The sequence below is a fragment of the Corynebacterium lemuris genome, from assembly GCF_024919295.1.
GTDB classification, from domain to species: domain Bacteria; phylum Actinomycetota; class Actinomycetes; order Mycobacteriales; family Mycobacteriaceae; genus Corynebacterium; species Corynebacterium lemuris.
The window spans coordinates 225,287-249,821 of the sequence record NZ_JANWTC010000003.1 but is presented as its reverse complement, the minus strand read 5'-3'; the positions used below and the strand labels follow the sequence as shown (position 1 = coordinate 249,821).

Below are 24,535 nucleotides of genomic sequence, written 5' to 3'. Positions count from 1 at the left end.
TGGGGTCCATGACGCAGCGCAGACTCGTAGCTCTTGTCGACGGCCACGTCCAGGGCGTGGGCTTCCGGTGGTGGGCCCGGGGTGAGGCCGCCGGTCTCCGGCTCTCCGGTTCGGCTGAGAACCTTGCCGACGGCCGCGTCCGCGTCGTCGCCGAGGGCCCCGAGGGCGCGCTCACTGAGCTGCTCCGGCGGTTGCCCTCCGGCCCCGGCCGGGTGGACGAGGTGGTCGAAGAGTGGGCTGAGCCAGTGGGGGAGCAGGGTTTCGCAACCTTCTGAGAGCACTGGAGGGTACTGGGGATATACGTGCTGCGGCCGCGGCTCGGCAGGAAGCCGGCGGGGTCTCTCCTGAGGAGATCAAGGCCGAACTAGCAAGCTGGACCGGCAGGATCAGCAGGCAATTTATCAGCGCCATCGAGGCTCGGGCCCGGGAGCCGCGCCCCGATGGGGTGTGAGTCACGCGCCAGCGGTATTGACCTGCGATGAAGGGGATGACTTCCCGATGAACTGCATCACCAGGGAAAGTATGAATGTGTATACGCACACGATGATCAACGACGTTGTAGATACATCAATACTAGAATCTCTAACCGCCAACAGGGCTAGGAAAACCACCGGGATGGCCAGGGAAAACGCGATAACAAGTTTGCGTAGCGCACCAGAAAATTCGCCTTTCCAGGCGCTGTACAGTGCGGAAAGAAGAGCAGCTGCCATGCCTCCTGTGAGCAGGGTAATGGTGATATAAAACTGCACTAACTATTCTCCCTCAGCACTCAAGACATGGTCACATAATTATATCAATAAGCAGTTTCCTGTAGCGGCAGTTCGTGCCCTGCACGGCCTGCGCCCTGCAATCGTCCCTGCGTTCGACACACTTTCTTCTGAACCGTTACGCCCCGGTGCTACCCTTTCCGCGTGCATCTGAAATCGCTGACCCTCAGGGGCTTCAAGTCCTTCGCGTCGGCGACGACCCTGAAATTCGAACCGGGCATCTGCGCGGTCGTGGGGCCCAACGGTTCGGGCAAGTCCAATGTGGTGGATGCGCTGGCCTGGGTGATGGGGGAGCAGGGGGCGAAGACCCTGCGCGGCGGCAAGATGCAGGACGTCATCTTCGCGGGCGCCGGGGACCGGAAACCCCTCGGGCGCGCTGAGGTCACGCTGACCATCGACAACTCTGACCATGCCCTGCCGATCGACTACACCGAGGTCTCCATCACCCGGCGGATGTTCCGCGACGGGGCCAGCGAGTATGAGATCAACGGTGCGAAGGCCCGGCTCATGGACATTCAGGAACTGTTGTCGGATTCGGGCATCGGCCGGGAGATGCACGTCATCGTCGGTCAGGGGCGGCTCGCCCAGATCCTCGAGTCCCGTCCGGAGGAACGCCGCGCCTACATCGAGGAGGCGGCCGGTGTTCTCAAGCACCGGCGCCGCAAGGAGAAGGCGCAGCGCAAGCTCGTCGGCATGCAGGCCAACCTCGACCGGCTGCAGGATCTCACCCAGGAGCTGAGCCGACAGCTCAAGCCGTTGGCACGGCAGGCGGAGGCCGCGCAGCGGGCACAGACCGTGCAGGCCACGCTTCGCGACGCCCGCCTGCGGCTGGCCGGCGACCGCGTCCACCGCCTGCGCAGCGAATTCGACGATGCCGACCGCCGGGCCCGCCTGCTGGCCGAAGAGGTCGCAGAGGTCACCGGGGAGCTGGAGGAGGCCACCGGGGAACAGCTCGGCCTGGAGCAGGAACTCGATGAGCTGGTTCCACAGGCGGAGGCCGCGCAGCAGCTGTGGTTCACGCTCTCCACGCTGGCGGAACGGGTCTCGGCGACCGCGCGTATCGCCGCGGAACGTGCGGCCAACGCCGATGTCGTGGCCTACACCGGCCCCGACCCGGAGGTGCTGGAGCGACGCGCGGAGCAGGCCGACGCCGAATCCGCCGAGCTGACGGAGACTATGAAGATCGCCCGGGAGCGGTTGGAGTCCATCAGGGACGAGGTCTTCGACCGGGAGGAGGCCCGCCGGGAGGCGGAGGCCGAGCACCTCGCGCAGGTGCGTGCCATCGCCGACCGCCGTGAAGGGGTGGTGCGGCTTGTCGCCGCGGAGGAGTCCCTTGCCGGTCAGGTGGCTGCCGCGGAGGAGGAGATCACCCACCAGGCGGAGACGCTCGCCGGCACGCTGGCGCGGACCACCGCCGCGCAGCAGGAGGCCGAGGAGACCAGCGCACGGATCGCGGCGCTGGCGGGGGAGCGTGGCCTGCTGGAGGAGACCCATGTCCGGGCCGCGGGTGAGGCCGGGGCCGCGGAGCAGCGCCTCGAGCAGCTGCGTGATGAGCAGCGCGGACGGGAACGGGCGGTGTATTCGCTGCAGGCGCGCATCGACACGCTGCGCCAGAATGTGCCCGTCGCTGATGTGGAGCTGGACTGGCCGGCACTGGCCGGGCTGTTGCGCACCAGGCAGGGCACGGCCGTGGCCGCGGCACTCGGTGCGCACGCGGAGGCACTGGTGGGGGCGGTGGATGCGGGGGTCGTCGATAAGCTGCGGGCGGCCTCGCGCACCGTGCTCATCGACGACACCACCCGTACCGGGCCCTGGCGGCTGGCAGCGGAACTGCCCGCCGGGGTGGATTGGCTGCTCGACCACATCGACGCCGATCCGCGGGTGGCATCTGCCCTCAACCGGCTGCTCGCCGATGTCACCTTCGCCCCGGACCTTGCGACAGCGCGCGCCACCGTCGAGGCTGATCCCCGCCTGCGGGCCGTCACCCCGGAGGGCGTGCTGTGCGGTGAGGGCTGGATCCAGGCCGGCTCCGGCGTGGTCTCCCCGGTGGAAGTCAGCGCCCGGATCGCCACTGCAGAAGCAGAGCTTGTCGACGCCCGCCGCATCCTCGACGAACTCTCCGGCACCCTTGAGGGGGCCCGCATCGCCGCAGAGGAGGCCCGTGTCGATGCCGCCGCGAAGAAGGCCGCCCTGCGTGAGCACGACCAGACGGTGGCCGCCCTGGAACGCGACCTGAACCGTCAGAACGAGCAGCACGAGGCCGCCCGGGTCGAACACCAGCGCGTTGCCGAGCGCGCCACGGGGGCTGATGCCCGCCTGGGCACCCTGCGCGAACAGCTCGCCGAAGCCCGCGACCGGCTCGCACGCGTGGCGGACACGGACACCCCGGGGGAACCCTCCACCGCCGCCCGTGATGAGGCCGCCACGGCACTGGCCCAGATCAAGGCCATGGAGATGGAGGCCATCCTCAGCCTGCGTACCGCGGAGGAACGCGCGAACCAGGCCGCCGGCAGGGGAGAGGGCCTGCGCCGGCAGGCAGCGGCCGAACGCCAGTCCAAAGCACGTCACGACGAGGTGATGGTCCGGCGCAGACAGGCCGCGGAGCTGGCGGCGGTCGTCGAGAAGCACGCCCTGGACGTGGGCACACGCGTTGCCGACGCCACACAACGCGCGGTCACCGCCCGTGACGGGTTGACCGCCCAGCGCACCAGGGTTTCCGCCCGCCTGGCGCGCGCCAGGGACCGGGTCAACGCCGCCCGTATCCGGCTCAACCGCCTCACGGACACCGCCCACGCCGGGGACATCGCGCGCACCCAGGCACAGGTGCGCATCGACGAGGCCGAAGCCAAGATCGTCGAACAGCTCGGCCTGCCCATCGCCGATCTGCTGGCCGACTACACCCCCGGTGCGGACTTCGACCGCGCGGCAGAGGAGCAGCGCCTGGCCCGGGCGGAGAAGGACCTGCGCGCCCTGGGCAAGGTCAACCCGCTCGCACTCGAGGAGTTCAAGGCCCTGGAGGAACGCCACGAATTCCTCTCCACCCAGCTCGACGACGTCATCCGGGCCCGGGAGGACCTGTCCGGGGTCATCGAGGAGGTCGACGCCCGCATCCTGCAGCTGTTCACAGATGCCTGGCACGACGTGGAGGAACAGTTCCCGGCGGTCTTCGCCACCCTCTTCCCCGGCGGGGAGGGCAGGCTCGTGCTCACCGACCCCGACGACATGCTGCTCACCGGCATCGAGATCGAGGCCCGCCCGCCCGGCAAGAAAGTCCGCCGCCTCTCGTTGCTGTCCGGCGGGGAGAAGTCACTGACGGCCCTGGCGCTGCTGGTGGCCATCTTCAAGGCCCGGCCCAGCCCCTTCTACGTCATGGACGAGGTCGAGGCCGCCCTCGACGACGTCAACCTGCGCCGCCTGATCGCCCTGTTCCGGGAACTGCGCAAGGATTCGCAGCTGATCGTGATCACCCACCAGAAGCCGACGATGGACGTGGCCAACGTCCTCTACGGCGTGACCATGCGCGGAGACGGCGTCACCAGAGTCATTTCCCAGCGCATGCAGCCTGCCGGGTAGGATGATCCATCCACACGAACAACCTTGGACAGGGGACACCACCACCAGATGAGCACGCCATTCGCCGACCTCCAGGATTCTCTGCTGCTCTGGGCCTCCCAGACGGAGCTCGACATCGCCGGTCGGCTGGCCGGCCGGGACTGGTTCACCGATGCCGGCATTACCGCGGACGAACTCGAATCGATCGACCGCTTCTACGGCACCTTCCTGGCCCGGCAGCTCTCCGCCGGTGCAGGCTTCCCGGAACTCCTCGAGATCACCCCCGCGCTCGCGGTGGCCACACTGGTCTCGCACGCCTCGGTGACCACCGAACGCGAGACCTTCCTGGACAACCACTTCACCGGCCTCGGACTGGAGGCCCGTGAGGAATGGGTCGGGCACCTGCGCACCCAGGTCCCGGCCCTGCTGGAACGGGTCGGCCTGACCGTGCTCGAGGCCGAGCCCGTCGACCTGCTCGCCGTCCACGCAGGCCTGCCCTGGGCCGAGGTCGGCACCCTCCTCGAGGTGCTGGACCGTACCGAGGGGGGCGATATCGCGTCCCTGCTCGCGGACGATTCCTGGGCCTGGGAGGATGTGGAGGACGAGACCCTCGAACTCACCGCCGTCATCGCCGGCCTGGCCCCGGAACGTTTCGCCACCCTGCTCGACGGCATCAAGGAACTGCGCGACTTCACCCTCGAGCACCCCACCTCCTGGCCGGACCGGAAACTGCCGGCCTCCCTGCCGGCACTGGTCGCCGAGCCGGTCATCGCCGAGTTGCGTGAACGCCCCGTGGGCACCCTCTACCGCGCCTCCGAGGTCGGCGTGGCCACCCGCGAACTGCGCCCGCGCCTGATCTTCGACGCCCGCCGCGCCAAGGTCTGCCTGCGCCTGCCGCAGCAGCGGGTCCGCGACGAACTCGGTGAGGTCTCCTGGCGCGTCAACGTCGAGGGCACCACCCGCATCTTCCGCACCGGCCGCCCCTGGGGAGAACCCACCTGGTCGGAGGCACTCGACATCACCGTGGAGCGCCAGATCCGGGAGGCCACCGTCCAGGACGTCTCCAACGGCATCACCTGGACCACCCCCGTCGTCGACACCGATGACCCGGTGCTCATCTTCGCCGACAACGGCCAGAACCTCACCGCAGTCTCCACCCTCCACCACCGCGAGGCCTGGGTGCTCACCCCGGCGGACGCCACCATCGCAGACGTCGCCACCGGCCACGACCTGCCCGTCCTCGACGAGGTCGCCGTCCAGGGCTGGAACTCCTGGATAGCCCGCCGCCTCGACCTGAGCGAGGCCGCCAGCCTCCAGGTCACCCGCGGCACCAGCGCCTCCCGCCTGCGCAGCGTGGACCCCCGCCACCGCGTGCGCTTCCTCCATCCCGTCGAACCACTTGCCGACGTGAGGTCCCTGTCCGGCCTGCCGGTCTACCCGGGCGAACTCATCGCCGATTTCCCGCCCACCCCCTCCGGCCGCGACGAGATCTGGCAACTGTCCATCTCCGCCTACGCCCGCCCGGGAACTGCCGGAGAGGAGATCGCCCCCGCCGAACCGCTCGAGGTGCCCGCTGAAGGCGGCCAGTTCGCCATCTTCGACTCCGAGGTCTACGACGCACCCTGGGTCGGCGAATACCTCGTGCGCGTGCGCGGCCCCCGCGGGGAATCCTTCCGCCACCGCTACACCATCGTCGAGGGCATGGAGACCCGCACCGTCATCGACAACGACCGTTCCGTGCGCGTACCGGCCGTCTCCGGCCTCAGCGACGCACAGCTGCACATCAGCCACGGCGACAAACCCTTCATCGTCGACCCGCGCCGGGTCACCGTCGACGCGCACTCCGCCGGCGCCGACTTCGCCATCGAGACGGAGGAGGGCGACCGCCTGCCGCTGCGTTTCACCCCGCCGCGCATGGCCTTCGAACTGCCCGTCCGCGAGGGCACCATGTGGCGCACCACCCGCCTGATCTGCACCCCCCGCGACCTGGATTCCGCCGGTGAGCTGCGCGTGCGCGTGGGCGGGGAGATGGGTCGCCCGCAGGTCCGCGTCCTCAACAACCACGGCACCCCGGTGCGTACCGTCGCCCTCAAACAGACCGACGCCCTGACCTACTCCGCACCGTTCAAGGCGCTGGCCACCTCCGCGCTGACGCTGCCCTCGGGGCGTGTGGAACTCGAGTGGGTTGACGCGAGCGCCGATGAACGCATCTCCGTCACCCTCGCCGAGCTGTCCACCCCGCACTGCACGGGGGTGACCGTCGCCGACGGCGCACTGGTCTTCGAGGACCTGGCATCGCGCAGCCTCGACGCCTGGGTGTGGCCGCTGACCGCCCCCTGGGCACCCGCCGTGACCCTCTCCGGGATCACCGCGAGCACGCCCCTGCCCGAATCGCTTATCGACGCCGGTCCCCTCGCCGTCGTCCTCCACTCCGTGGACCCCTTCACCACCCTGCGTGCCCCGCAGTACCCGGGCGACGGGGCACTCACCGCCGCGCAGTCCGGCCACTACAGCGCCCAGGACAACGGCCTGGAGTCCCTCTCGGCCTTCCTCTCCGGCGAACTGGAGGAGGCCCCCACCGACCCGGAGATCATGCCGATCCTGTGGGAGCTGCTGGCCGAGGCCGATGACCCGCGCAGCCGCGCGGCCGTCAGCGCCACCTTCGCCTCCGCGCCGGGTGCGGCCATCGCCGCGCTCGCGGACTCCCTGGTGCCGGCGCATCAGCAGCCGGGCCGGGTCATCGCCTCCGGCCTGGCCACCGTCGCTCTCGACCCGGATGCAGCCCCCGCGACGGGGGAGACCGGCCACCATGCGGCCTGGCTCGGTTCGCTGGAACTCCTCGCCGAGATCGCCGCCGCGGACGATTCCGACCGTGTGGCCCGCCGGGAGCTGCGCACCCGTCTCGCGGAGATCGCCGGCCGCGGAATCCTCAGCACGCTCGACACCGGTCATGATTCCACCCTTGACTCCGCGTGTATCGACCAGTCCACGGTGATGATCGCGAAGATGGACGCCGCCCAGCAGGAGGCCCTGCTGGCGCACTTCTTCTCCAGTGCGGAACTTGTGCCCGGTGCGCTCTCGGACGACAACGCCCGCCTCCTCGCCGTTTTCGAGACCTTCCGTCGCCGCGAGGAGCTCATTGACCTGCTCACCTCCGAGGACCTGATCAAACCGGCTGTCAGCCTCCTGCGCGGCCTGCGCGGCGCCAACCGGGCGCTGTACTCCAACGCGCGTGTCCGCTTCGACAAGCTCGACGGGGTCAACACCGATGAGCGGGACAACGCCTGGGCCCTCGCCCCGGTGGTCTCCCTCGTCTTCGCCCTGGCCGCCCGGATGCACGCCCACGGGCTGATGGGCAAGTCCAGAACCCTGGAGGCGGCCTCCCGCGGCTGGAGCCGGATGGCCGACATCGTCCCCGACCTGGTCAGCGGTGACCTCGTCGCCGCAGAGGCGATGGTCTTGGCGACGCTGCAGGAGGACTAGCGTCGTCACCTGATTTTTCCTGCGACTTCCCGGGGCCCCGGAGTGTGCAGCGGCGCATTTCCTGCCACTATGGATGACATGAACATGACCATGTGGATCATCCTGGCGATCGTCGTCATTCTGGTGCTGGCGCTGATCGTTCTTGTCGTCGTCGGAAATCGGCGAAAAGAAGCGAAGATCGTCCGCTTCGAGGAGAAGGAACAGAAGGAGCTGACCCAGCAGGAGAAATCGGGTGACTACCAGGCCAAGGGCGGATTCAACTTCGCCCCTGCCGCCCCGGCCGAGGTGAAGGAGCCCGAACTCCTGCCGGGCCAGGAGCTCGGCGGAACCGCGGCCGCGGCCACCCCGCCGGCACCGAAGGTGGAGGAATCCGAGCCCGAGCCGAAGATGGCCGCACCCACGGTGGAACCCACCCCGGCACCGAAGGTGGAGCCCACCCCCGAGCCCGAGCCGAAGATGGCCGCACCCACGGTGGAGCCCACCCCCGAGCCCGAGCCGAAGGCGGGGACTGAGGCTGAGACCCGGGAAGAGAAGGATCCCGGCGCCTACGTCACCTACGACGCCGTGCACCCGGACGCAGATGACTCTGAGGTGGTCGTGACCGGTGAGCCGGCCGGGGAGAAGGCCTATGTCACCTACGAGTCCCACCACGAGGAAACGGAGGCGGAGGAGCAGGTTGATGAGACCGAGCGTCTGTCCGGTGCGGGCGCTGCGGTTGCCGGCGGTGCCGGGGGAGCGGTGATCGCGGGAGCTGCAGCCGCGTCCGGAGTCACCGAACCGGCGTCTGAGCCGGAGGTTGCTGAGGAGCCCGAGGTCATCGAGGAGGCTGTGGGGGCTGCCGAGGCCGCCCAGGTCACTGTTGAATCCGCCACTGAGGCGCTGGAGACCACGCCGGTCCCGGCCACTGAACCTGCCCCTGCGCCCGAACCGATCGAGGAGATCGCCCCGGCAGCCGGCCGCATCGGCCGTCTGCGCGGCCGCCTGTCGCGTTCCCAGAGCGCGATCGGCCAGGGCGTGCTCGGTATCCTCACCGCCGGTGATCTGGACGAGGACGCCTGGGAGGAGATCGAGGACACACTGCTCATGGCGGACCTGGGCACGAAGGTGACCATGGATGTGGTCGATTCGCTGCGGGACAAGATCGCCGAGCGCGGTGTGTCCAGCGAGGCGGAGGCCCGCGCCTTCCTGCGCGAAGCCCTCATCGAGGCCTGTCATCCGGAGATGGACCGTTCCATCAAGGCCATGCCCTACGAGGGCAAGCCTGCCGTGATCCTCGTCGTCGGCGTCAACGGCACCGGCAAGACCACCACCACCGGCAAACTGGCCCGTGTGCTCGTCTCCATGGGTCACAAGGTGCTCCTGGGGGCTGCGGACACCTTCCGTGCCGCGGCCGCGGATCAGCTGGAGACCTGGGGGCGTCGCGTCGGCGCCGCCACCGTGCGTGGCGCCGAGGGCGCGGACCCGGCCTCGGTGGCCTTCGATGCGGTGGCCAGGGGAGTGGCGGAGCAGGCGGATGTCGTGCTCGTCGACACCGCTGGCCGTCTGCACACCGCCACCGGTCTGATGGATCAGTTGGGCAAGGTCAAGCGTGTCGTGGAGAAGAAGACCGCCGTGGATGAGGTTCTGCTGGTTCTCGATGCGACCGTCGGCCAGAACGGCCTGACTCAGGCGCGGGTGTTCCGTGAGGTGGTCGACATCACCGGTATCGCGCTGACCAAGCTGGACGGCACCGCCAAGGGCGGCATCGTCTTCCAGGTCCAGGAGGAGCTCGGCGTGCCGGTCAAGCTCGTCGGTCTGGGTGAGGGCGCGGATGATCTCGCCCCGTTCGAGGTGGAGGGTTTCGTCGACGCCCTGCTGGGTTAGATCCCGGGCCCGCCATCTGAGACACGCCGCCCTCCGGGGCGGCGTTCGTCGTTTCCGGGGGAAAAAGTTTTCTGTCGCTCTACCGGAATGGTTTCGATAGCTCTATAGTTAGTTCCGTGTCCGACAACCTGTCGGGCAACAGGTAATCAAGGGAGGGAAACCATGAACACGCACGAAACCATGCTGGCCTCAGGCAACGCCGGTTGGATGCTCGTCTCGGCATCGCTGGTCCTGCTGATGACCCCGGCACTCGCCCTCTTCTACGGCGGTATGTCCGGCCGCCGCAGCACCCTCAACATGATGATGATGTCCTTCGGGGCGCTCGGCGTGGTCACGATCGTCTACATCCTGTGGGGGTGGTCGATGTCCTACGGCACCCGCTCCCTCGGTGGGATCGTCGCCGATCCGACCCAGTTCCTCGGCCTGCGCGATTCCATCCTCAACGAGGCGGGCAACTACCTCGCCGGGGCCTCCGGCTACGCCAACATCATCGACATCGCCTTCCAGCTCACCTTCGCCGTCATCTCCACCGCGATCATCTCCGGTGCCCTGGCCGGCCGGGTGAAATTCAGCACGTGGCTGCTCTTCGCCGGGCTGTGGGCGACCCTCGTCTATTTCCCGCTGGCGCACATGGTCTGGGGCGGAGGACTGCTCTCCCACGCGGAGACCGGCCTCGCCGCCCGGCTCTTCGGCACCACCGACGGTGCGGCCACCGTCGCGCCCATCGATTTCGCCGGTGGCACGGTCGTCCACATCTCCGCCGGCACGGCCGCCCTGGTGCTCGTCCTGATCGTGGGCAGGCGCTTCGACTTCCTCACCACCCCGCAGCGCCCGCACAGCCTCCCGCTGGTCATGCTCGGCGCGGCCCTGCTGTGGTTCGGCTGGTTCGGCTTCAACGGCGGCTCCGCCTTCGCCGCCGACGGGCTCGCGGGCCTGGCCTGGTTGAACACCACGGCCGCAGCGGCGGCGGCGATGCTGGGCTGGCTGGGCGTCGAGAAGCTCCGCGACGGCCGACCCACCTCCCTCGGCGCAGCCTCCGGCGTGGTCGCCGGCCTGGTCACCATCACCCCGGCCGCCGGAGCACTGACCCCGGTGACCTCCCTCGTGCTCGGCGTCATCGGCGGAATCCTCGCCTGCCTCGGAGTGGGCCTCAAGCACCGCTTCGGCTACGACGATTCCCTCGACGTCGTCGGCGTGCACCTCGTCGCCGGTCTGTGGGGCACCGTCGGCCTGGCACTGTTCGCCGGCGGCGGCCAGACGCTGCGCCTGTTGGCCGTGCAGGTCATCATCGCCGTGGTGGCGATGGCCTGGACCGGGATCATCACCGCCCTGATTGGCCTGGCGCTGCGGCACACCCTCGGCTGGCGCATCGAACCGCAGGCCGAATTCGACGGCATCGACATCCACGAGCACCGGGAGAGCGCCTACGACGACGCCGGCGGGGAGCCGCGCCTGCGCACCGCGCGAGTAGGATCAGGCCAGAACCGTCGAGCCGGACAGTCCGCCGGAATGAGGAGAAACCGATGAAACTCGTGACCGCAGTCGTCAAACCCTTCACCCTCAACGACATCCGGGAGGCGCTCAACGCACTGGATGTGGGAGGAATGACGGTCAGCGAGGCCCAGGGATACGGCCAGCAGCGCGGCCACAGCGAGGTCTACCGCGGCGCCGAATACGCGACGGACTTCGTGCCCAAGGTCAAGGTGGAGGTCGTCGTCGCCGATGAACAGCTGGGTGACGTCCTCGATGCCGTCACCCGCTCCGCCTACACCGGCAAGATGGGCGACGGTAAGGTGTGGGTCACCCCGGTGGAGCACGTCATCCGCGTCCGCACCGGTGATCGTGACGAAGCCGCCCTCTGATCCCGCCGCCCTGCGCGCCACGGCCCTCGACCGGGCCCGCGCGCTGGTGGCAGAACTTGCTGTCCCCGCGGGTTGTGCGCTGGTGGCCACCGGCTCCCTGGCCCGCGGGGACATGACCGCCTTCTCGGACCTCGACCTGCTGCTGCTCCACCCGGAGGGGATCACGCCTGACCTGGCGGATTTCTGGTACCCCCTGTGGAACTCCGGTGTCCGCGTCGACCACGCCGTGCGTACCCCGGCCGAGTGCGCTGCCATGATCAGCGCCGATTCCACCGCAGCCCTCGCCCTGCTGGAGCTGGTCCACATCAGCGGTGACGCGCGCCTGACCGCCCGCACCCGCACGGCCGTCCTCGGCCGCTGGCGCACGGAGATCCACCGCAATTTCAACGCGCTCACCGACACCGCCATCGCCCGCTGGCGGCGCTCCGGTTCCGTGGTCGCGATGACCCACCCGGACCTGAAGAACGGCCGCGGCGGTCTGCGCGACCTCGACCTCATCCGGGCCCTTGCGCTGGCCAACCTCTGCGATGAACCGCCTCTGGCCACGGAACGAACCCTGCTCCTCGACATCCGCGCACTCCTCCATGCCCACGCCCGCCGCCGCCGCGACGTCCTCGACCCTGAGTTCGCGGAGGACATCGCCACCGAACTGGGTCTGCGGGACCGCCACGAACTCTCCGCCCGGCTGGCCGACACCGCCCGGCGCATCGACACCGCCGTCACCACTGTCCTGGCCACCGCCCGCGCCGCCCTCGGTTCCCGGGCCCGCGGTGGGCGCCGCCCCCTCGACGTCGATGTCGTCGACGACGGCGGGGAGATCACGCTCTCCCGCCGCCCTGACCTCACCGACCCCGCGCTGCTGCTGCGAGTCGCTGCCGCCGCCGCCCGCACGGGCCTGCCCGTCGCCGCCCACACCTGGCAGCGACTGCACGAACTGCCCGCACTGCCGGAGATCCTCACCGCCGCGGCCGCCGAGGACTTCTTCGCCCTGCTGGCCTCACCCACCCACACCGCCGAGGTGGTCAACGAACTCGACCGCCACGGCCTGTGGACCCGGCTGATGCCCGAATGGGCCCACATCCGGGGCCGGATGCCGCGGGAGCGCAACCACATCCACACCATCGACCAGCACAGCCTGGTCACCGTCACCCACTGCGCCGCCGCCGGGGTCTCCGTGGCACGCCCGGACCTCCTCCTGCTCGGGGCGCTGTTCCACGACATCGGTAAGGGCCACGACCGCCCCCACGAGCAGGTGGGCGCCGAGTTCGTCGCCCGCATGGCCCGCCGCCTGGGCCTGCACCTGCCTGACCGTTCGCGTGTGCAGACCCTCGTCGCGGAGCACACCACCATCGCCCGCCTGGCCGCCCGCCACGACCCGGCCGCCGATGAGACCCTCGACCTGCTTCTCGACGCCGTCCACTACGACCGCGACACCCTCGACCTGCTCGAGGTCCTCACTGAAGCCGACGCCCGCGCCACCGGCCCCGGCGTGTGGAACCCCCGCCTCGAGGCCGGCCTGCGCACCCTGGCCGGCCGGGCCCGCCGCGCACTGCGCCCGGCAGCGCTGTTGCGCCCGCACGTCCACGCCCCGGCCGGGATCGGACTGCGCGCCAACCCGGAAGAGGAGACCGTCATCGTCTCCTGGCGGGGCAGCGACCCGCAGCCGGTGCTGGCGCTGATCGCCGCCAAGGCCTGGAAGATCACCGCGGCCCGGCTGGTGGTGGCGGGGGAACTGCACGCCGAGTTCGATGCCCGGCCCACCGTGCAGACCCTTGCTGAGGCCGCCGACGAGGCCGCCTTTGTCCAGGCCCATAAATCCGGGGTGCACACCCGGCTGCCGCAGGTCCCGCCCGCCCCGACCCTGATCACCTGGCGCGGCCAGATCCTGGAGGTGCGTACCGGCGACCGGATCGGAGCCCTGGGAGCGCTCCTGGCGGTCCTGCCCGAACTGGCCTGGTTGTCGGCGAGCACGCCGGGGGCGACGATGATCGCCCAGGTGGCCTTCGCAGGTCCCGTCGACCGGCGCCAGGTGGGCAGGGATGTGACCCGCGCGCTCGGTACCGGCTAGCATGAGGGAGTTGAAACGTCGATCGCAGGGAGAGTGTCCTAGTGTTTGAGTCTCTTTCAGAGCGCCTCACCGGTGCCCTCACCGGGCTCCGTGGCAAAGGCAAGCTGACCGAGGCGGACATCAACGCCACCGCCAGGGAGATCCGACTCGCCCTGCTGGAGGCGGATGTCTCCCTGCCGGTTGTCCGCGCCTTCATCAAGAAGATCAAGGAACGCGCCGCCGGTTCCGAGGTCTCCGAGGCCCTCAACCCTGCCCAGCAGGTGGTCAAGATCGTCAATGAGGAGCTCGTCGAGATCCTCGGTGGCGAGACCCGCCGCCTCCAGCTGGCTAAGACCCCGCCGACCGTCATCATGCTCGCCGGCCTTCAGGGTGCCGGTAAGACCACACTCGCCGGCAAGCTGGCCAAGCACCTGACCAAGCAGGGGCACACCCCCATGCTGGTGGCCTGTGACCTGCAGCGCCCCGGTGCGGTCCAGCAGCTGCAGATCGTCGGTGAGCGTGCCGGCGTACCCACCTTCGCCCCCGACCCGGGCACCTCCATCGACTCCCACGAGCATGAGATGGGCACCTCCCACGGCGACCCGGTCGCCGTGGCGCAGGCCGGCATTGCGGAGGCCGGCCGCACCCAGCACGACGTGGTCATCGTCGATACCGCCGGCCGTCTCGGCATCGACGAGACCCTGATGACCCAGGCGCGCAACATCCGCGACGCCGTCAACCCCGACGAGGTCCTCTTCGTCATCGACGCGATGATCGGCCAGGATGCGGTCAACACCGCCGAGGCCTTCCGTGACGGCGTCGACTTCACCGGTGTCGTCCTGACCAAGCTCGACGGCGACGCCCGCGGTGGTGCGGCCCTGTCGATCCGTGAGGTCACCGGCAAGCCGATCATGTTCGCCTCCACCGGCGAGAAGCTCGAGGACTTCGATGTCTTCCACCCCGAGCGCATGGCCAGCCGCATCCTCGGCATGGGTGACGTCCTCAGCCTGATCGAGCAGGCGGAGCAGGTCCTCGACCAGCAGAAGGCCGAGGAGACCGCCGCCAAGCTGACCACCGGCGAGCTCACTCTCGAGGACTTCCTCGACCAGATGCTCATGATCCGCCGCATGGGGCCGATCGGCAACATCCTCAAGATGCTGCCCGGCGGCAAACAGATGAACGAGATGGCCGACATGGTCGACGAGAAGCATCTCGACCGCATCCAGGCGATCATCCGCGGCATGACCCCCGCAGAACGCGACGACCCGAAGATCCTCAACGCCTCCCGCCGCAAGCGTATCGCCGGCGGTTCCGGCGTGACCGTCACGGACGTCAACCAGCTCGTTGAGCGTTTCTTCGAGGCGAAAAAGATGATGGGCAAGATGGCCGGCCAGTTCGGCATGCCCGGCGGTGGCATGCAGCGCTCCGCGACCAAGAAGCGGCCCAAGGGCCGCAAGGGCAAGGGCGGCAAGCGCAAGCCGATGCGGCAGCCGCAGATGCCGGGCATGCCGGGCGGAATGCCCGGGATGCCGGACATGGCGCAGCTGCAGCAGATGCAGCAGCAGATGGGCGGCGGCGGTATGCCGGGCATGCCCAACATCCCCGGCATGCCGAAACTGCCCAAGGGCATGGAGAACATCGACCTGGACAACCTCGACTTTGGCCAGGGCGGCAAGAAGTAACAGTATGGGAAAACCCCGCACCAGCGGGGTTTTTCCGTTTATGGTGTAGGGCATGACTGGAAGCCACACGTCCCGGCCGGTCCGGCACGACATCCACGTCACACCCCTCATCGTCGTCTGGGAGGTGAACCGGGCCGGACACCCCGGGGAGTTGGACACCGACGAGGGGCGCGCCCTGTTCGACTCCCTCGCCACCTGGCACCGGTCCCGTCCACGGGTGGTGCTCACCGGCCCGGACCTTCTCGGACGCGGTGACCTGACGGAACTGATCCGCCACGGCACCGGCCTCGGGCTGGAGATCTCCCTCAGCCTCCCGGTGGCGCCGGGGCTGGACCGGAGAAAACTCACCGAGCTGCATGCCGCGGGTGTGACGACCCTGGCGCTCACCCTGGACGGCGCGGCAGCTGGCACCCATGATCAGTTCCACGACGCACCCGGCGCCTTTGACCGGACCCTCAGGGCCGCCCGGGAGGCCACCCTCGCCGGCCTGCGGTTGCAGATCAACTCGACGCTGACCCCCGGAAACCTGGCGGAGGCGCCTGCCCTGCTCGCCCGAGTCATCGGCCTGGGTGCCAGGCAGTGGAACGTCTCCCTCCTCGTCCCCACGGACCGCGGCACCGGCCGGTGTGACCTGACTGCAGCGGAACATCAGGATGTCCTGCACTGGCTCCGTGACGTCTCGGACCGGATTGCCGTCGAGGCCACCGACGCACCCCAGTTCCGGCGGGTGTTCCACCAGCGCACGCAGGGGGTGGACCATGAAGGAGGGGAACTCCACCGCCGCCTCACCGCCGAGACCACCCGGCTTCTGGGGGCACGCCCGGCGGCACCGCGCAGACCCAGACCACCCCTGGTGGTCAACGCGGGCAGCGGTCTCGTGGTCATCGGTCCGGCCGGGGACGTCCGCCCCGACAGGTTACTGCCGGTGCACTGCGGGAACATCCGGGAAAGTCCGTTGCCGGAGATCTACGCGCAGTCCCCGGTACTCCGGCGGCTGCGGGATCCCTCGACATGGACGGGCGGATGCACAACCTGCGAATTCGCCGGCCTCTGCGGAGGCTCCCGGGCCGCCGCCTATGCCGTCAGCGGTGACCCTTTCGCCTCCGATCCGACCTGCCCTTATGTCGCGGAGGGGCGGGAATTTCCGGAAACGGGCAGACAGCCCGTATAGTGTTACGCGTTCCTGCGTAGCACCGTCACCGACCATGGTCGGCCGGCAATGTCACACGCAGGTTAAACCCAAGGGTTGAACCGGTCCGTCGAATCCGTGACGGATGCCTGAACTGCCCAGTGACTTTAAAGGAGCCCCCATGGCTGTCAAGATCAAGCTGCAGCGTATCGGTAAGATCCGTACCCCGCACTACCGCGTCGTCATCGCCGATGCCCGCACCCGCCGCGACGGCAAGGTCATCGAGAACATCGGTACCTACGAGCCGAAGCAGGACCCGTCCATCATCAAGATCGACTCTGAGCGTGCGCAGTACTGGCTCGCTGTCGGCGCGCAGCCGACCGAGTCCGTCCAGGCCCTGCTCAAGGTGACCGGCGACTGGCAGAAGTTCAAGGGCATCGAGGGCGCCGAGGGCACCCTGAAGGTGGCCGAGGAGAAGCCGTCCAAGCTCGACCTGTTCAACCAGGCGCTGGCTGAGGCCAACGACGGCCCCTCCGTCGAGGCTGTCACCGAGAAGAAGCGCAAGGCCAAGGAAGAGGCCGAGGCCAAGGCTGCTGCTGAGAAGGAGGCCGCTGAGAAGGCTGCCGCCGAGGAGGCTGCCAAGGCTGAGGCAGAGGCTGCTGAGGAGGCCCCGGCTGAGGAGTCTGCCGAGGAGACCGCTGAGTAAACGACTCTGATCCACAACCCCGTCCATTTCGGACGGGGTTGTTCTCATTCCGGGGTGCAGGTCTGATCAGGTATCTCCCAGGTGAAGGGACAGGTCTCTGGGCCCGCCGAAGGAGTGGGGGAGCAAGTCTGTGAAATCCACCTCGAGGGGCCCGTCCGGGCCCGTGACCACGACGCGTCGGCAGCCGAATTCGGCGAGCACCTGGCGGCATGCCCCGCAGGGCCAGCAGGGCTCATCCCCGCCGACCACCGCGACAGTGTCGATCTCCCGGAAACCCGCCGCGACCATCGTGGTCACGGCGTTGCGTTCTGCACAGATCGTCTCCCCGAAGGCGGCGTTCTCCACGTTGCAGCCGGTGAACAGCTGCCCGCTCGAGGTCAGCACGGCTGCGCCGACGGGGAAGTGGCTGTAGGGGGCGTAAGCGAAGGTGGCGGCGCGGGCGGCGGCGTCGAGAAGCATGTGTTCTCCCTGGGATGGGGCGCATGGACACGGTCGATATTATCGGGATCCAGCGTGACGGCGGGATGGGTGACAAGCTCACCCTGTCCCTGGGCCTGTGGACAGCCTGGCGCGGAGCGGTTACACCCGGTATCGCCGTAGGGGGAGGAGAAATTCATCCGACCTGCCCTCATCCACGAGCAGATGGGCTAGAACTGAGGCATGACCCTCACCCGTGCCAGACTCGCCCAGTCCATCGACCACACCCTGCTCAAGCCGGAGGCCACCCCCGCGGATATCGCGGCGCTGATCAGGGAGGCGGAGGAACTCGGCGTGTATTCCGTGTGTGTCTCGCCCTCCCGGCTGCCGGTCACGGCCCCGGAGAAGATGAAGGTGGCCACCGTGTGCGGTTTCCCCTCCGGCGCGCACCACAGCCATATCAAGGCGGCTGAGGCGGCCCTGGCGGTGAGCACCGGCGCTGATGAGGTGGACATGGTGCTCAACCTCTCCTTCGTCATGGAGCACGAATTCGAGGCCGTGGAATCGGATATCCGCGCCGTGCGCGACGCCGTCCCAGGCGCGGTGCTCAAGGTGATCCTGGAGACCGCGGTGCTCTCCGACCACCAGATCACCCAGTGCTGCCTGGCTGCGGAGCGCGCCGGAGCGGACTTCGTCAAGACCTCCACCGGTTTCCACCCCGCCGGCGGGGCCAGCGTCCACGCCGTCGAGATCATGGCCGCCGCAGTCGGTGGCCGCCTGGGTATCAAGGCATCCGGCGGAATCCGCGACACGGAAACCGCGCTCGCGATGTTCGCGGCCGGCGCCACCCGCCTGGGCTGCTCCGCCTCGGCCGCCGTCCTGTCCGGACTCTAGCCGCCATGGACCCGGCGCAGTGGGCCGCCCACGACCCTGATCCGGCCACCCGCGCCGAGGTGCTGGGCTGGCTGGCGGAGGAGTCACCACAGCTGGTGGACCGGTTCGTCGGGCCCCTGCTCTTCGGCACCGCCGGGATCCGCGGGCCGGTGGGGGCAGGGGAGTCGGCGATGAACATCGCCACCGTCACCCGTACAACCGCGGGCCTGGCCGCCTGGCTGGGCCCGGGTACCCGGGTCGTGCTGGGCTGTGATGCCCGGCATGGTTCCGCCGATTTCCGGCAGGTGACCGCGGAGGTGCTCTCCGCGGCCGGGATCCGGGTGCTGCTCCTGCCCGCACAGCTGCCCACCCCGGTCACCGCCTTCGCGCTGCGGCACCTGGGGGCGGATGCCGCGGTGATGATCACCGCCTCGCATAACCCGGCCGGTGACAACGGCTACAAGGTCTATGATTGCAGCGGCAGCCAGATCATCCCGCCGGCCGATATGAGGATCGCCGCCGCGATCGAGGCCGTGGGCTGGGCTGATGAGGTGCCCCGGTCCACCGACAATATTGAGCAGGTCGACGTGCTTGAGGAATATCTCACCCGGGCGGCCACACTTGTCGATGCCCCCGTCCACGACCTGCCCATCGTGGTCACCGCCCTGCACGGGGTGGGTGGTGGGGTGCTCGCCGAGGCCCTGGCCCGCGCTGGTTTCCGTGACGTCCACCCGGTGGTGGAGCAGCACCGGCCGGACCCGGATTTTCCCACGGTCCGGTTCCCCAACCCGGAGGAGCCCGGTGCCCTGGATCTGGCGTATGCCACAGCTGACCGGGTCGGGGCGCGGCTGATTCTGGCGGTGGACCCGGATGCGGACCGCTGCTCGGTGGCTGTGCCCGGGGAAAGCGGCTGGCGCCGGCTCAGTGGCGATGAGGTTGGAGCCCTGCTCGGTTGGGAGATCGCCGCCCGCACGGAGCGGGGCGTGCTGGCCTCCTCCATCGTCTCCTCCCGCCTGCTGGGGCGTATCGCGGCCCACCACGGCCTGGCGCATGAGACGACGTTGACCGGCTTCAAGTGGATCGCCCGGGTGCCGGGGCTGGTATACGGCTACGAGGAGGCCCTCGGTTACTGCACCGATCCGCGGGCGGTGGCGGACAAGGACGGCATCACCGCCTGCCTGCGGGTGGCGGAACTGGCCTCCCGGGCGAACCTTGAGGACCTGCTCGCTGAGATCGCGGGGCATTTCGGTTGGTACCTCACCGCGCCGCTGACGCTGCGCACCACGCAGGCCCCGGAGCTGCTGGCCCGCCTGGTGGCGGCACCACCCACGGTCATCGGCGCCGCCCCGGTCACCCGCGTCGTCGATCTGTCCGCAGGGTATGGGGGCCTGCCCCCGACCAGCGGACTGCTGCTGGCCACGGAGGCCGATGACCGGGTCATCATCCGGCCTTCCGGAACGGAACCGAAGCTCAAGTGCTACCTCGAGGTCATCAACGATTCGCGGGCGGCAGGGCAGGAGCGGCTGGAGGTGCTGCGCGCGGAGCTGGCGGAGCTGCTCAGACCGCGGCCAGGGGAAGAGCCAGCTCCATCATCCGGGTGAAGGCGGTTTCGCGTTCGGCCGCCGAGGTGGCCGTGCCCGTGACGATGTTGTCGGAGACGGTGAACACACCGAGGGCGGCGACCCCCGCGTCGGCGGCGACGGCGTAGATGCCGGCGGACTCCATCTCCACGGCGAGCACCCCCATCCCGGCCCAGCGGCGGCTGGCGGTGTCATCAGCGTTGTAGAAGACGTCCGAGGACAGGATGTTGCCCACGTGGACGTCCACGCCCTGGCGGGCGGCCTCATCGGTGAAGGCCCGGAGCAGTTTCCAGGAGGCGATGGGGGCGAAGGTGCCGGGCAGGTTGTACTGGGCGAGGAAGCGCGAATCGGTGCAGGCGCCCTGGGCGACGATGATCTCGTAGAGGTCCAGATCGGGTTGCATCGCGCCGCAGGAGCCGACGCGCACCAGTTTCTCCGCGCCGAAGACGTGGATGAGTTCGTGGGCGTAGAGCGAGGCCGAGGGGATGCCCATGCCCGAGCCCATCACGGAGACCTCATGGCCGTGCCACGTGCCGGTGAAACCGAGCATGTTGCGCACCGAGTTGAACTGGACGACATCCTCCAGGTAGTTCTCCGCGATGAATTTGGCGCGCAGGGGATCTCCCGGCATGAGCACCGTCTTCGCGATGGGTGCCCCGCCGGGGTTGATGTGCGGGGTTTCAGCCATGACGCTCACCGGTGAGCATGGTCAGCAGCAGGACGCTGCGCTCAGGGGCATCCTCGGGGCAGTCGACGCGGTGGGTGATCTGCTCGCGCAGGTGGATGACGGTGCCCGGCGTCATGGGCACCGTCTCCTCGCCGCAGGTGAAGTCCAGCGCACCCTCCAGGCACTGCACGGTGATGGGGTGTGCGGAGCGGTGGTCGGGCAGGTTCTGGCCGGGGGCGAAGGCGAAGGTGATGAGGTTCGCTCCGTCGCCCTGCAGCAGCCGCGCGACCGCGGGCCGGGGGCGGGAGGGATCGGGGGCGGGTGCCGCTTCCGGGACTGGGAGCACGGTCATGTTGGTCATGAAAACCAGCGTAGCGATAAGCTCAGTGACCATGGAACTGATGATCGGCAGGGTGATCAAGTCGCACGGCATCCGTGGCGAGGTGGTCGTGGATGCGACCACCGATGAACCGGAGCTGCGCTTCGCCGTCGGCGAGGTGCTCGACGGGCGGCAGGGCAATAAGCAGCGGGAGCTGACGGTGGCCGCGGTGCGCCCCCACCAGGGCCGGCTGCTGGTCAAATTCGAGGAGGTTCCGGACCGCACCGCGGCGGATTCGCTGCGCGGGATGCGTTTCATGGCGCCGCCGCTGGAGGTGGACGATGATGATGACGCCTACTACGACCATGAACTGATCGGTCTACGCGTGCTCAACGTGGGCGCGGTCTCCGAGGAGGAGGCCCATGCCCGCGCCTACGAGGGGGCCGAGCCGGAGCCGGAGGACATCGGTGAGGTCACCTCCGTCATCCGCGGCCCGGCACACCGTCTCCTGGAGATCACCCTCGATGCGGGCGGGGAGACCACCGTCCCCTTCGTCCACGCCATCGTGCCGATTGTCGACCTGGACAATGAGGCCATCGTCATCACCCCGCCGGAAGGACTGCTGGATCTGTGAGCCACATGCGTCTGGATGTTCTCACCATCTTCCCCGAGTACCTTGAGCCGCTGCGCCACGCCCTGCTGGGCAAGGCCATTGAACAGGGCATCCTTTCCGTCGGTGTGCATGACCTGCGCTCCTGGGCCACCGACGTGCACAAATCCGTCGACGACACCCCCTACGGCGGTGGCCCCGGCATGGTGATGAAACCGGGAGTCTGGGGGCCTGCGCTTGATGACGTCGCCGCCGGCACCGCCTCAGGCGAAGATCTGACCTCCTCCCTCCCGCACGTGGACACCCCGCGCCACGATGAGCTGGCGGGCGTGGATAAGCAGGCCTACGGCGGTGGCGAGGACTCCGATCTGCCGCTGCTCATCGTGCCCACCCCCGCGGGCAGACCCTTCACCCAGGAAGATGCGCAGGCCTGGTCGAACGAGGAGCACATCGTCTTCGCCTGCGGGCGCTACGAGGGCATCGACCAGCGTATCGTCGATGATGCGGCCACCCGCTACCGCGTGCGCGAGGTCTCCATCGGCGATTACGTCCTCATCGGCGGGGAGGTTGCCGTGCTGGTCATCGCCGAGGCCATCGTGCGCCTGATCCCCGGCGTGCTGGGTAACCGGCGTTCCCACGAGGAGGACAGCTTCTCCGACGGCCTGCTCGAAGGCCCCAGCTACACCAAGCCACGCACCTGGCGCGGGCTGGATGTGCCCGAGGTGCTCTTCTCCGGCAACCATGCCAAGGTCGCCCGCTGGCGCCGTGACCAGGCGCTGCTGCGCACGCAGGCCGTGCGCCCTGAACTGCTTGCCGACGTCGAGCTCTCGGCCGCCGACCGCAAGGTGCTGGGCCTGGACTGATACGGGGGAGTAGCGTGGAGACATGGACCGCGAGATCTCCACTGACCTGAATCTGTTGATCAGGCCCGCCGAGTGGGCGCGCGTGGCTGTGGAACTGCCCGCGAGCCTGGCCGGGTGCGGCTACGAGGTACGTACGGTGCACGGGGACATCGTCGACCTCACCTGCGAACCCGACAACATGCTCATCACCCAGTTCTCCCAGGAGCAGGGCCACTACCCGGTGGTGGAGTCCCTGCACCGGGTGATCATCAACGGTGTGTCCGGGCTGCCCCTGCGGGAGGCCACCCAGGCTGTCGTCTCCGCCCTGCCGGAGAACTCCTACTGGTACGGCACCAGCCTCGAGGGCCCCACCGAGCCCGGCATCAGCGCCTCCTGCGCCTGGCAGGACCGTTCCTGACCCTGATCCGCGCGGCCTCTCGCGCCGGGGCAGGGGTGATGGCTACCATCGGTACGGAACATTCACACGATCAGGGATGGCAGGGCCAGCGTGACCATGACAGAAAAGAAGCCGGAACCGGAACTGCCCGACTTCCTCTCCCAGCCCGACCGGACCGACAAGATCCTCTTCACGGCGCTGCTGCTCATGGGGCTGTGGTCCGTGGTGATCATCCCACTGCGCGCCTGGCTGCTCACCCAGCCCCTGGCGTACACGCTGCTGGTCGGCGGCTACACCAGCGCAGTCGTCGCCGGCGCCAACGCCTCCGTGGGCAACGGCGTGATCGTGGTCTACCTCCTGTGCTCGGTGGTCGGCGCGGTGAAGTTCATGCCCATCTACTGGGCGATGGGTCGGAAATGGGGCATGGAGTTCATCGACATGTCCCTGCAGTACATGCCGCGCGCCCACCGGATCTTCCGGCGGGCGGTGGACAACGAGTCGCCCCGCCTCCTGGGCGGCACGGTGGCGCTGATCCCGGTCTCCTACCTGCCGGGACCGGTGCCTGGTTCGGTGGTCAACGCCGTCGCCGGGCTGCTGAAGATCCGGTTCTGGGTGGTCCTCGCCATCAACGTGGTCAGCATCCTCGTTGTCAACGGCCTGATGATGTGGCTGGGTTACACCTTCGGTGAGCAGGTGCTGGAGGTCGTCAACGTGATCAACCGTTACCTGCTGTGGATCACCCTCGCCCTGGTGGCGGTGGCCGTCTTCCAGGCGCAGCGGCGGGCCCGCTCCGGGAAGAAGGACGTCAGGAATCCAGATACGCCCGAATGAGTGCTGCCCCGCGGGAGGCGTCGTCGACGCTGATGTGGAAGGCGGAGCCCCTGGCGCGTTCGATGCGCAGGCCTTCACCGCTGCGGAAGAACAGCGCCTGACCGTGCGGACCGATGCGCCAGCCCCAGCCGCCCCAGTCGCCGGGGCGCATGTCCACCACGGACACGCCGGTCACGGCGGAGTAGGGGATGGTCCTGCGCGGGAATCCGGCGAGCAGGCGCCAGTGGATGCCCTGGGCGTCGACGCGCATGTGCACGCCGGTGAGCAGCACCAGCGGCAGGAATGAGACGAAGAGGACGGCGGCCAGGAGCCACTGGGCGTCAAGAAGCATGTGCACCGCGGTCATCAGGATGACCACGGCACCTGCGACGAAGATCACCAGGATCCAGCCGGAGATGCGCGCCGAGCCGAACCACACCGCGCGGGAGGTGTCGCTGAGGGGGATCTCGGTGGATTCGAATTCGGGGGCCTCGGTGACCACGGGCCGGGTCAGTAGAGCGACGAGCAGACCACCGGCGGCGGCGACGCCGAAGGCGAGGGGGAGGGTGCCGCCGAGCGTGGCGGCGGTGGCGTCGGCGAGCCCGCGCTGCGCGTCCAGCATGAGCACGAGCAGCACCGCCAGGAGGAGGACGGAGCCGGAGCCGATGCCGGCCATGAAGCGGGCGGAGATCCCGGAGGTGAAACCGGAACGGGCGATCACGGCGAAAAGCGCCAGCAGGAACACGCCCAGGGCCGCGAGACCGAGGATGAGCACGAGCGGGGAGGAGAAGCCGTCAGCCGTGCCGTCCGCGGCGAAGTGGCTGGCCACGGGGTCCGGCAGGTCACCCAGGATGGTCAGGGACCAGGTGACGGCGGCCAGCAGGGCGAGTGCCGGGATACCGGTGGTGGTGAGCAGGTAGCGGTTCATC

At 68.9% G+C, this 24,535-nt stretch carries 21 protein-coding genes; 16 read left to right on the top strand and 5 right to left on the bottom strand.

What is annotated here, in order from left to right:
- The first annotated feature begins 8 nt into the window (after nt 1-8).
- On the top strand, nt 9-275 hold the full coding sequence (locus NYP18_RS06465; RefSeq protein ID WP_259427341.1) for an acylphosphatase: 267 nt from the start codon (nt 9-11) through the stop codon (nt 273-275).
- A 177-nt stretch (nt 276-452) separates the two neighbouring features.
- Here NYP18_RS06465 and NYP18_RS06460 read toward each other — a convergent pair whose 3' ends face one another.
- Nucleotides 453-749 carry a hypothetical protein gene (locus tag NYP18_RS06460; RefSeq protein ID WP_259427340.1) on the bottom strand — a complete coding sequence of 99 codons (297 nt, stop codon included), beginning with the start codon at nt 747-749 and terminating at the stop codon, nt 453-455.
- A 162-nt stretch (nt 750-911) separates the two neighbouring features.
- Between NYP18_RS06460 and smc the strand changes: the two genes are divergently transcribed.
- The 9 genes from smc to rpsP all read left to right on the top strand — a co-directional run bounded on the left by smc (nt 912) and on the right by rpsP (nt 17,091).
- The gene (gene smc, locus NYP18_RS06455; protein WP_259427339.1) at nt 912-4,340 is read left to right on the top strand and encodes a chromosome segregation protein SMC; all 3,429 of its coding nucleotides are present in this window, start codon (nt 912-914) and stop codon (nt 4,338-4,340) included.
- A 48-nt stretch (nt 4,341-4,388) separates the two neighbouring features.
- Nucleotides 4,389-7,802, top strand: a complete 3,414-nt coding sequence (locus NYP18_RS06450) for a hypothetical protein (RefSeq protein WP_259427338.1) — start codon at nt 4,389-4,391, stop codon at nt 7,800-7,802.
- 78 nt (nt 7,803-7,880) lie between these two features.
- Entirely contained in the window at nt 7,881-9,665 is a 1,785-nt protein-coding gene (gene ftsY, locus NYP18_RS06445) for a signal recognition particle-docking protein FtsY (RefSeq protein ID WP_259427337.1), read from the top strand.
- Nucleotides 9,666-9,827: 162 nt separating this feature from the next.
- Entirely contained in the window at nt 9,828-11,192 is a 1,365-nt protein-coding gene (locus tag NYP18_RS06440) for an ammonium transporter (RefSeq protein WP_259427336.1), read from the top strand.
- On the top strand, nt 11,189-11,527 hold the full coding sequence (locus NYP18_RS06435) for a P-II family nitrogen regulator (protein ID WP_126121225.1): 339 nt from the start codon (nt 11,189-11,191) through the stop codon (nt 11,525-11,527). Before NYP18_RS06440 ends, NYP18_RS06435 begins: the two co-directional genes overlap by 4 nt.
- Complete coding sequence (locus NYP18_RS06430; protein ID WP_439648059.1) at nt 11,412-13,595, top strand: [protein-PII] uridylyltransferase; 2,184 nt, start codon at nt 11,412-11,414, stop codon at nt 13,593-13,595. Before NYP18_RS06435 ends, NYP18_RS06430 begins: the two co-directional genes overlap by 116 nt.
- A 41-nt stretch (nt 13,596-13,636) precedes the next feature.
- The gene (ffh, locus tag NYP18_RS06425) at nt 13,637-15,256 is read left to right on the top strand and encodes a signal recognition particle protein (RefSeq protein WP_259427334.1); all 1,620 of its coding nucleotides are present in this window, start codon (nt 13,637-13,639) and stop codon (nt 15,254-15,256) included.
- Between the two features lie 52 nt (nt 15,257-15,308).
- Nucleotides 15,309-16,427: a radical SAM/SPASM domain-containing protein gene (locus NYP18_RS06420; RefSeq protein ID WP_259427333.1), complete on the top strand. Its 1,119-nt coding sequence runs from the start codon at nt 15,309-15,311 to the stop codon at nt 16,425-16,427.
- A 139-nt stretch (nt 16,428-16,566) separates the two neighbouring features.
- Entirely contained in the window at nt 16,567-17,091 is a 525-nt protein-coding gene (gene rpsP / locus NYP18_RS06415) for a 30S ribosomal protein S16 (RefSeq protein WP_259427332.1), read from the top strand.
- Nucleotides 17,092-17,157: 66 nt separating this feature from the next.
- Here rpsP and NYP18_RS06410 read toward each other — a convergent pair whose 3' ends face one another.
- The gene (locus NYP18_RS06410; protein WP_259427331.1) at nt 17,158-17,550 is read right to left on the bottom strand and encodes a cytidine deaminase; all 393 of its coding nucleotides are present in this window, start codon (nt 17,548-17,550) and stop codon (nt 17,158-17,160) included.
- Nucleotides 17,551-17,751: 201 nt separating this feature from the next.
- On the opposite strand from NYP18_RS06410, the gene deoC reads away from it, so the two are divergent.
- Both deoC and NYP18_RS06400 read left to right on the top strand, forming a co-directional pair.
- A complete protein-coding gene (gene deoC / locus NYP18_RS06405) occupies nt 17,752-18,402 on the top strand; it encodes a deoxyribose-phosphate aldolase (protein WP_259427330.1) in 651 nt (216 codons plus the stop codon).
- Nucleotides 18,403-18,407: 5 nt separating this feature from the next.
- Complete coding sequence (locus NYP18_RS06400; protein ID WP_259427329.1) at nt 18,408-19,982, top strand: phospho-sugar mutase; 1,575 nt, start codon at nt 18,408-18,410, stop codon at nt 19,980-19,982.
- Here the strand turns inward: NYP18_RS06400 and deoD are convergent.
- Nucleotides 19,939-20,649: a purine-nucleoside phosphorylase gene (gene deoD, locus NYP18_RS06395; protein ID WP_259427328.1), complete on the bottom strand. Its 711-nt coding sequence runs from the start codon at nt 20,647-20,649 to the stop codon at nt 19,939-19,941. The genes NYP18_RS06400 and deoD overlap by 44 nt on opposite strands.
- Nucleotides 20,642-20,989: a cupin domain-containing protein gene (locus NYP18_RS06390; protein ID WP_259427327.1), complete on the bottom strand. Its 348-nt coding sequence runs from the start codon at nt 20,987-20,989 to the stop codon at nt 20,642-20,644. Before NYP18_RS06390 ends, deoD begins: the two co-directional genes overlap by 8 nt.
- Between NYP18_RS06390 and rimM the strand changes: the two genes are divergently transcribed.
- From rimM to NYP18_RS06370, 4 genes are all read left to right on the top strand, one after another.
- Complete coding sequence (gene rimM, locus NYP18_RS06385; protein ID WP_439648058.1) at nt 20,988-21,581, top strand: ribosome maturation factor RimM; 594 nt, start codon at nt 20,988-20,990, stop codon at nt 21,579-21,581. The two genes, NYP18_RS06390 and rimM, sit on opposite strands and share 2 nt — an antisense overlap.
- A 5-nt stretch (nt 21,582-21,586) precedes the next feature.
- Nucleotides 21,587-22,420 (top strand): tRNA (guanosine(37)-N1)-methyltransferase TrmD, encoded by an 834-nt coding sequence (gene trmD, locus NYP18_RS06380; RefSeq protein ID WP_259427447.1) that lies wholly within the window; start codon nt 21,587-21,589, stop codon nt 22,418-22,420.
- A 22-nt stretch (nt 22,421-22,442) separates the two neighbouring features.
- Complete coding sequence (locus tag NYP18_RS06375; protein WP_259427325.1) at nt 22,443-22,817, top strand: hypothetical protein; 375 nt, start codon at nt 22,443-22,445, stop codon at nt 22,815-22,817.
- Between the two features lie 96 nt (nt 22,818-22,913).
- Nucleotides 22,914-23,627, top strand: coding sequence for a DedA family protein (locus tag NYP18_RS06370; protein ID WP_259427446.1), 714 nt, complete (start codon nt 22,914-22,916; stop codon nt 23,625-23,627).
- Here the strand turns inward: NYP18_RS06370 and NYP18_RS06365 are convergent.
- Nucleotides 23,602-24,534: a DUF1648 domain-containing protein gene (locus tag NYP18_RS06365; protein WP_259427324.1), complete on the bottom strand. Its 933-nt coding sequence runs from the start codon at nt 24,532-24,534 to the stop codon at nt 23,602-23,604. The genes NYP18_RS06370 and NYP18_RS06365 overlap by 26 nt on opposite strands.
- Nucleotide 24,535: the final 1 nt, after the last annotated feature.

What these genes read in the sequence shown, in the direction of transcription:
- NYP18_RS06400 (WP_259427329.1), top strand. Translation starts at nt 18,408, where the DNA reads ATGGACCCGGCGCAGTGGGCCGCCCACGACCCTGATCCGGCCACCCGC.
- trmD (WP_259427447.1), top strand. Translation starts at nt 21,587, where the DNA reads ATGCGTCTGGATGTTCTCACCATCTTCCCCGAGTACCTTGAGCCGCTG.
- deoD (WP_259427328.1), bottom strand. Translation starts at nt 20,649, where the DNA reads ATGGCTGAAACCCCGCACATCAACCCCGGCGGGGCACCCATCGCGAAG.
- ftsY (WP_259427337.1), top strand. Translation starts at nt 7,881, where the DNA reads ATGAACATGACCATGTGGATCATCCTGGCGATCGTCGTCATTCTGGTG.
- NYP18_RS06430 (WP_439648059.1), top strand. Translation starts at nt 11,412, where the DNA reads ATGCCGTCACCCGCTCCGCCTACACCGGCAAGATGGGCGACGGTAAGG.
- NYP18_RS06450 (WP_259427338.1), top strand. Translation starts at nt 4,389, where the DNA reads ATGAGCACGCCATTCGCCGACCTCCAGGATTCTCTGCTGCTCTGGGCC.
- NYP18_RS06420 (WP_259427333.1), top strand. Translation starts at nt 15,309, where the DNA reads ATGACTGGAAGCCACACGTCCCGGCCGGTCCGGCACGACATCCACGTC.
- NYP18_RS06440 (WP_259427336.1), top strand. Translation starts at nt 9,828, where the DNA reads ATGAACACGCACGAAACCATGCTGGCCTCAGGCAACGCCGGTTGGATG.
- NYP18_RS06375 (WP_259427325.1), top strand. Translation starts at nt 22,443, where the DNA reads ATGGACCGCGAGATCTCCACTGACCTGAATCTGTTGATCAGGCCCGCC.
- NYP18_RS06410 (WP_259427331.1), bottom strand. Translation starts at nt 17,550, where the DNA reads ATGCTTCTCGACGCCGCCGCCCGCGCCGCCACCTTCGCTTACGCCCCC.
- NYP18_RS06390 (WP_259427327.1), bottom strand. Translation starts at nt 20,989, where the DNA reads ATGACCAACATGACCGTGCTCCCAGTCCCGGAAGCGGCACCCGCCCCC.
- NYP18_RS06465 (WP_259427341.1), top strand. Translation starts at nt 9, where the DNA reads ATGACGCAGCGCAGACTCGTAGCTCTTGTCGACGGCCACGTCCAGGGC.
- NYP18_RS06435 (WP_126121225.1), top strand. Translation starts at nt 11,189, where the DNA reads ATGAAACTCGTGACCGCAGTCGTCAAACCCTTCACCCTCAACGACATC.
- NYP18_RS06370 (WP_259427446.1), top strand. Translation starts at nt 22,914, where the DNA reads ATGACAGAAAAGAAGCCGGAACCGGAACTGCCCGACTTCCTCTCCCAG.
- NYP18_RS06365 (WP_259427324.1), bottom strand. Translation starts at nt 24,534, where the DNA reads ATGAACCGCTACCTGCTCACCACCACCGGTATCCCGGCACTCGCCCTG.
- deoC (WP_259427330.1), top strand. Translation starts at nt 17,752, where the DNA reads ATGACCCTCACCCGTGCCAGACTCGCCCAGTCCATCGACCACACCCTG.
- rimM (WP_439648058.1), top strand. Translation starts at nt 20,988, where the DNA reads ATGAAAACCAGCGTAGCGATAAGCTCAGTGACCATGGAACTGATGATC.
- rpsP (WP_259427332.1), top strand. Translation starts at nt 16,567, where the DNA reads ATGGCTGTCAAGATCAAGCTGCAGCGTATCGGTAAGATCCGTACCCCG.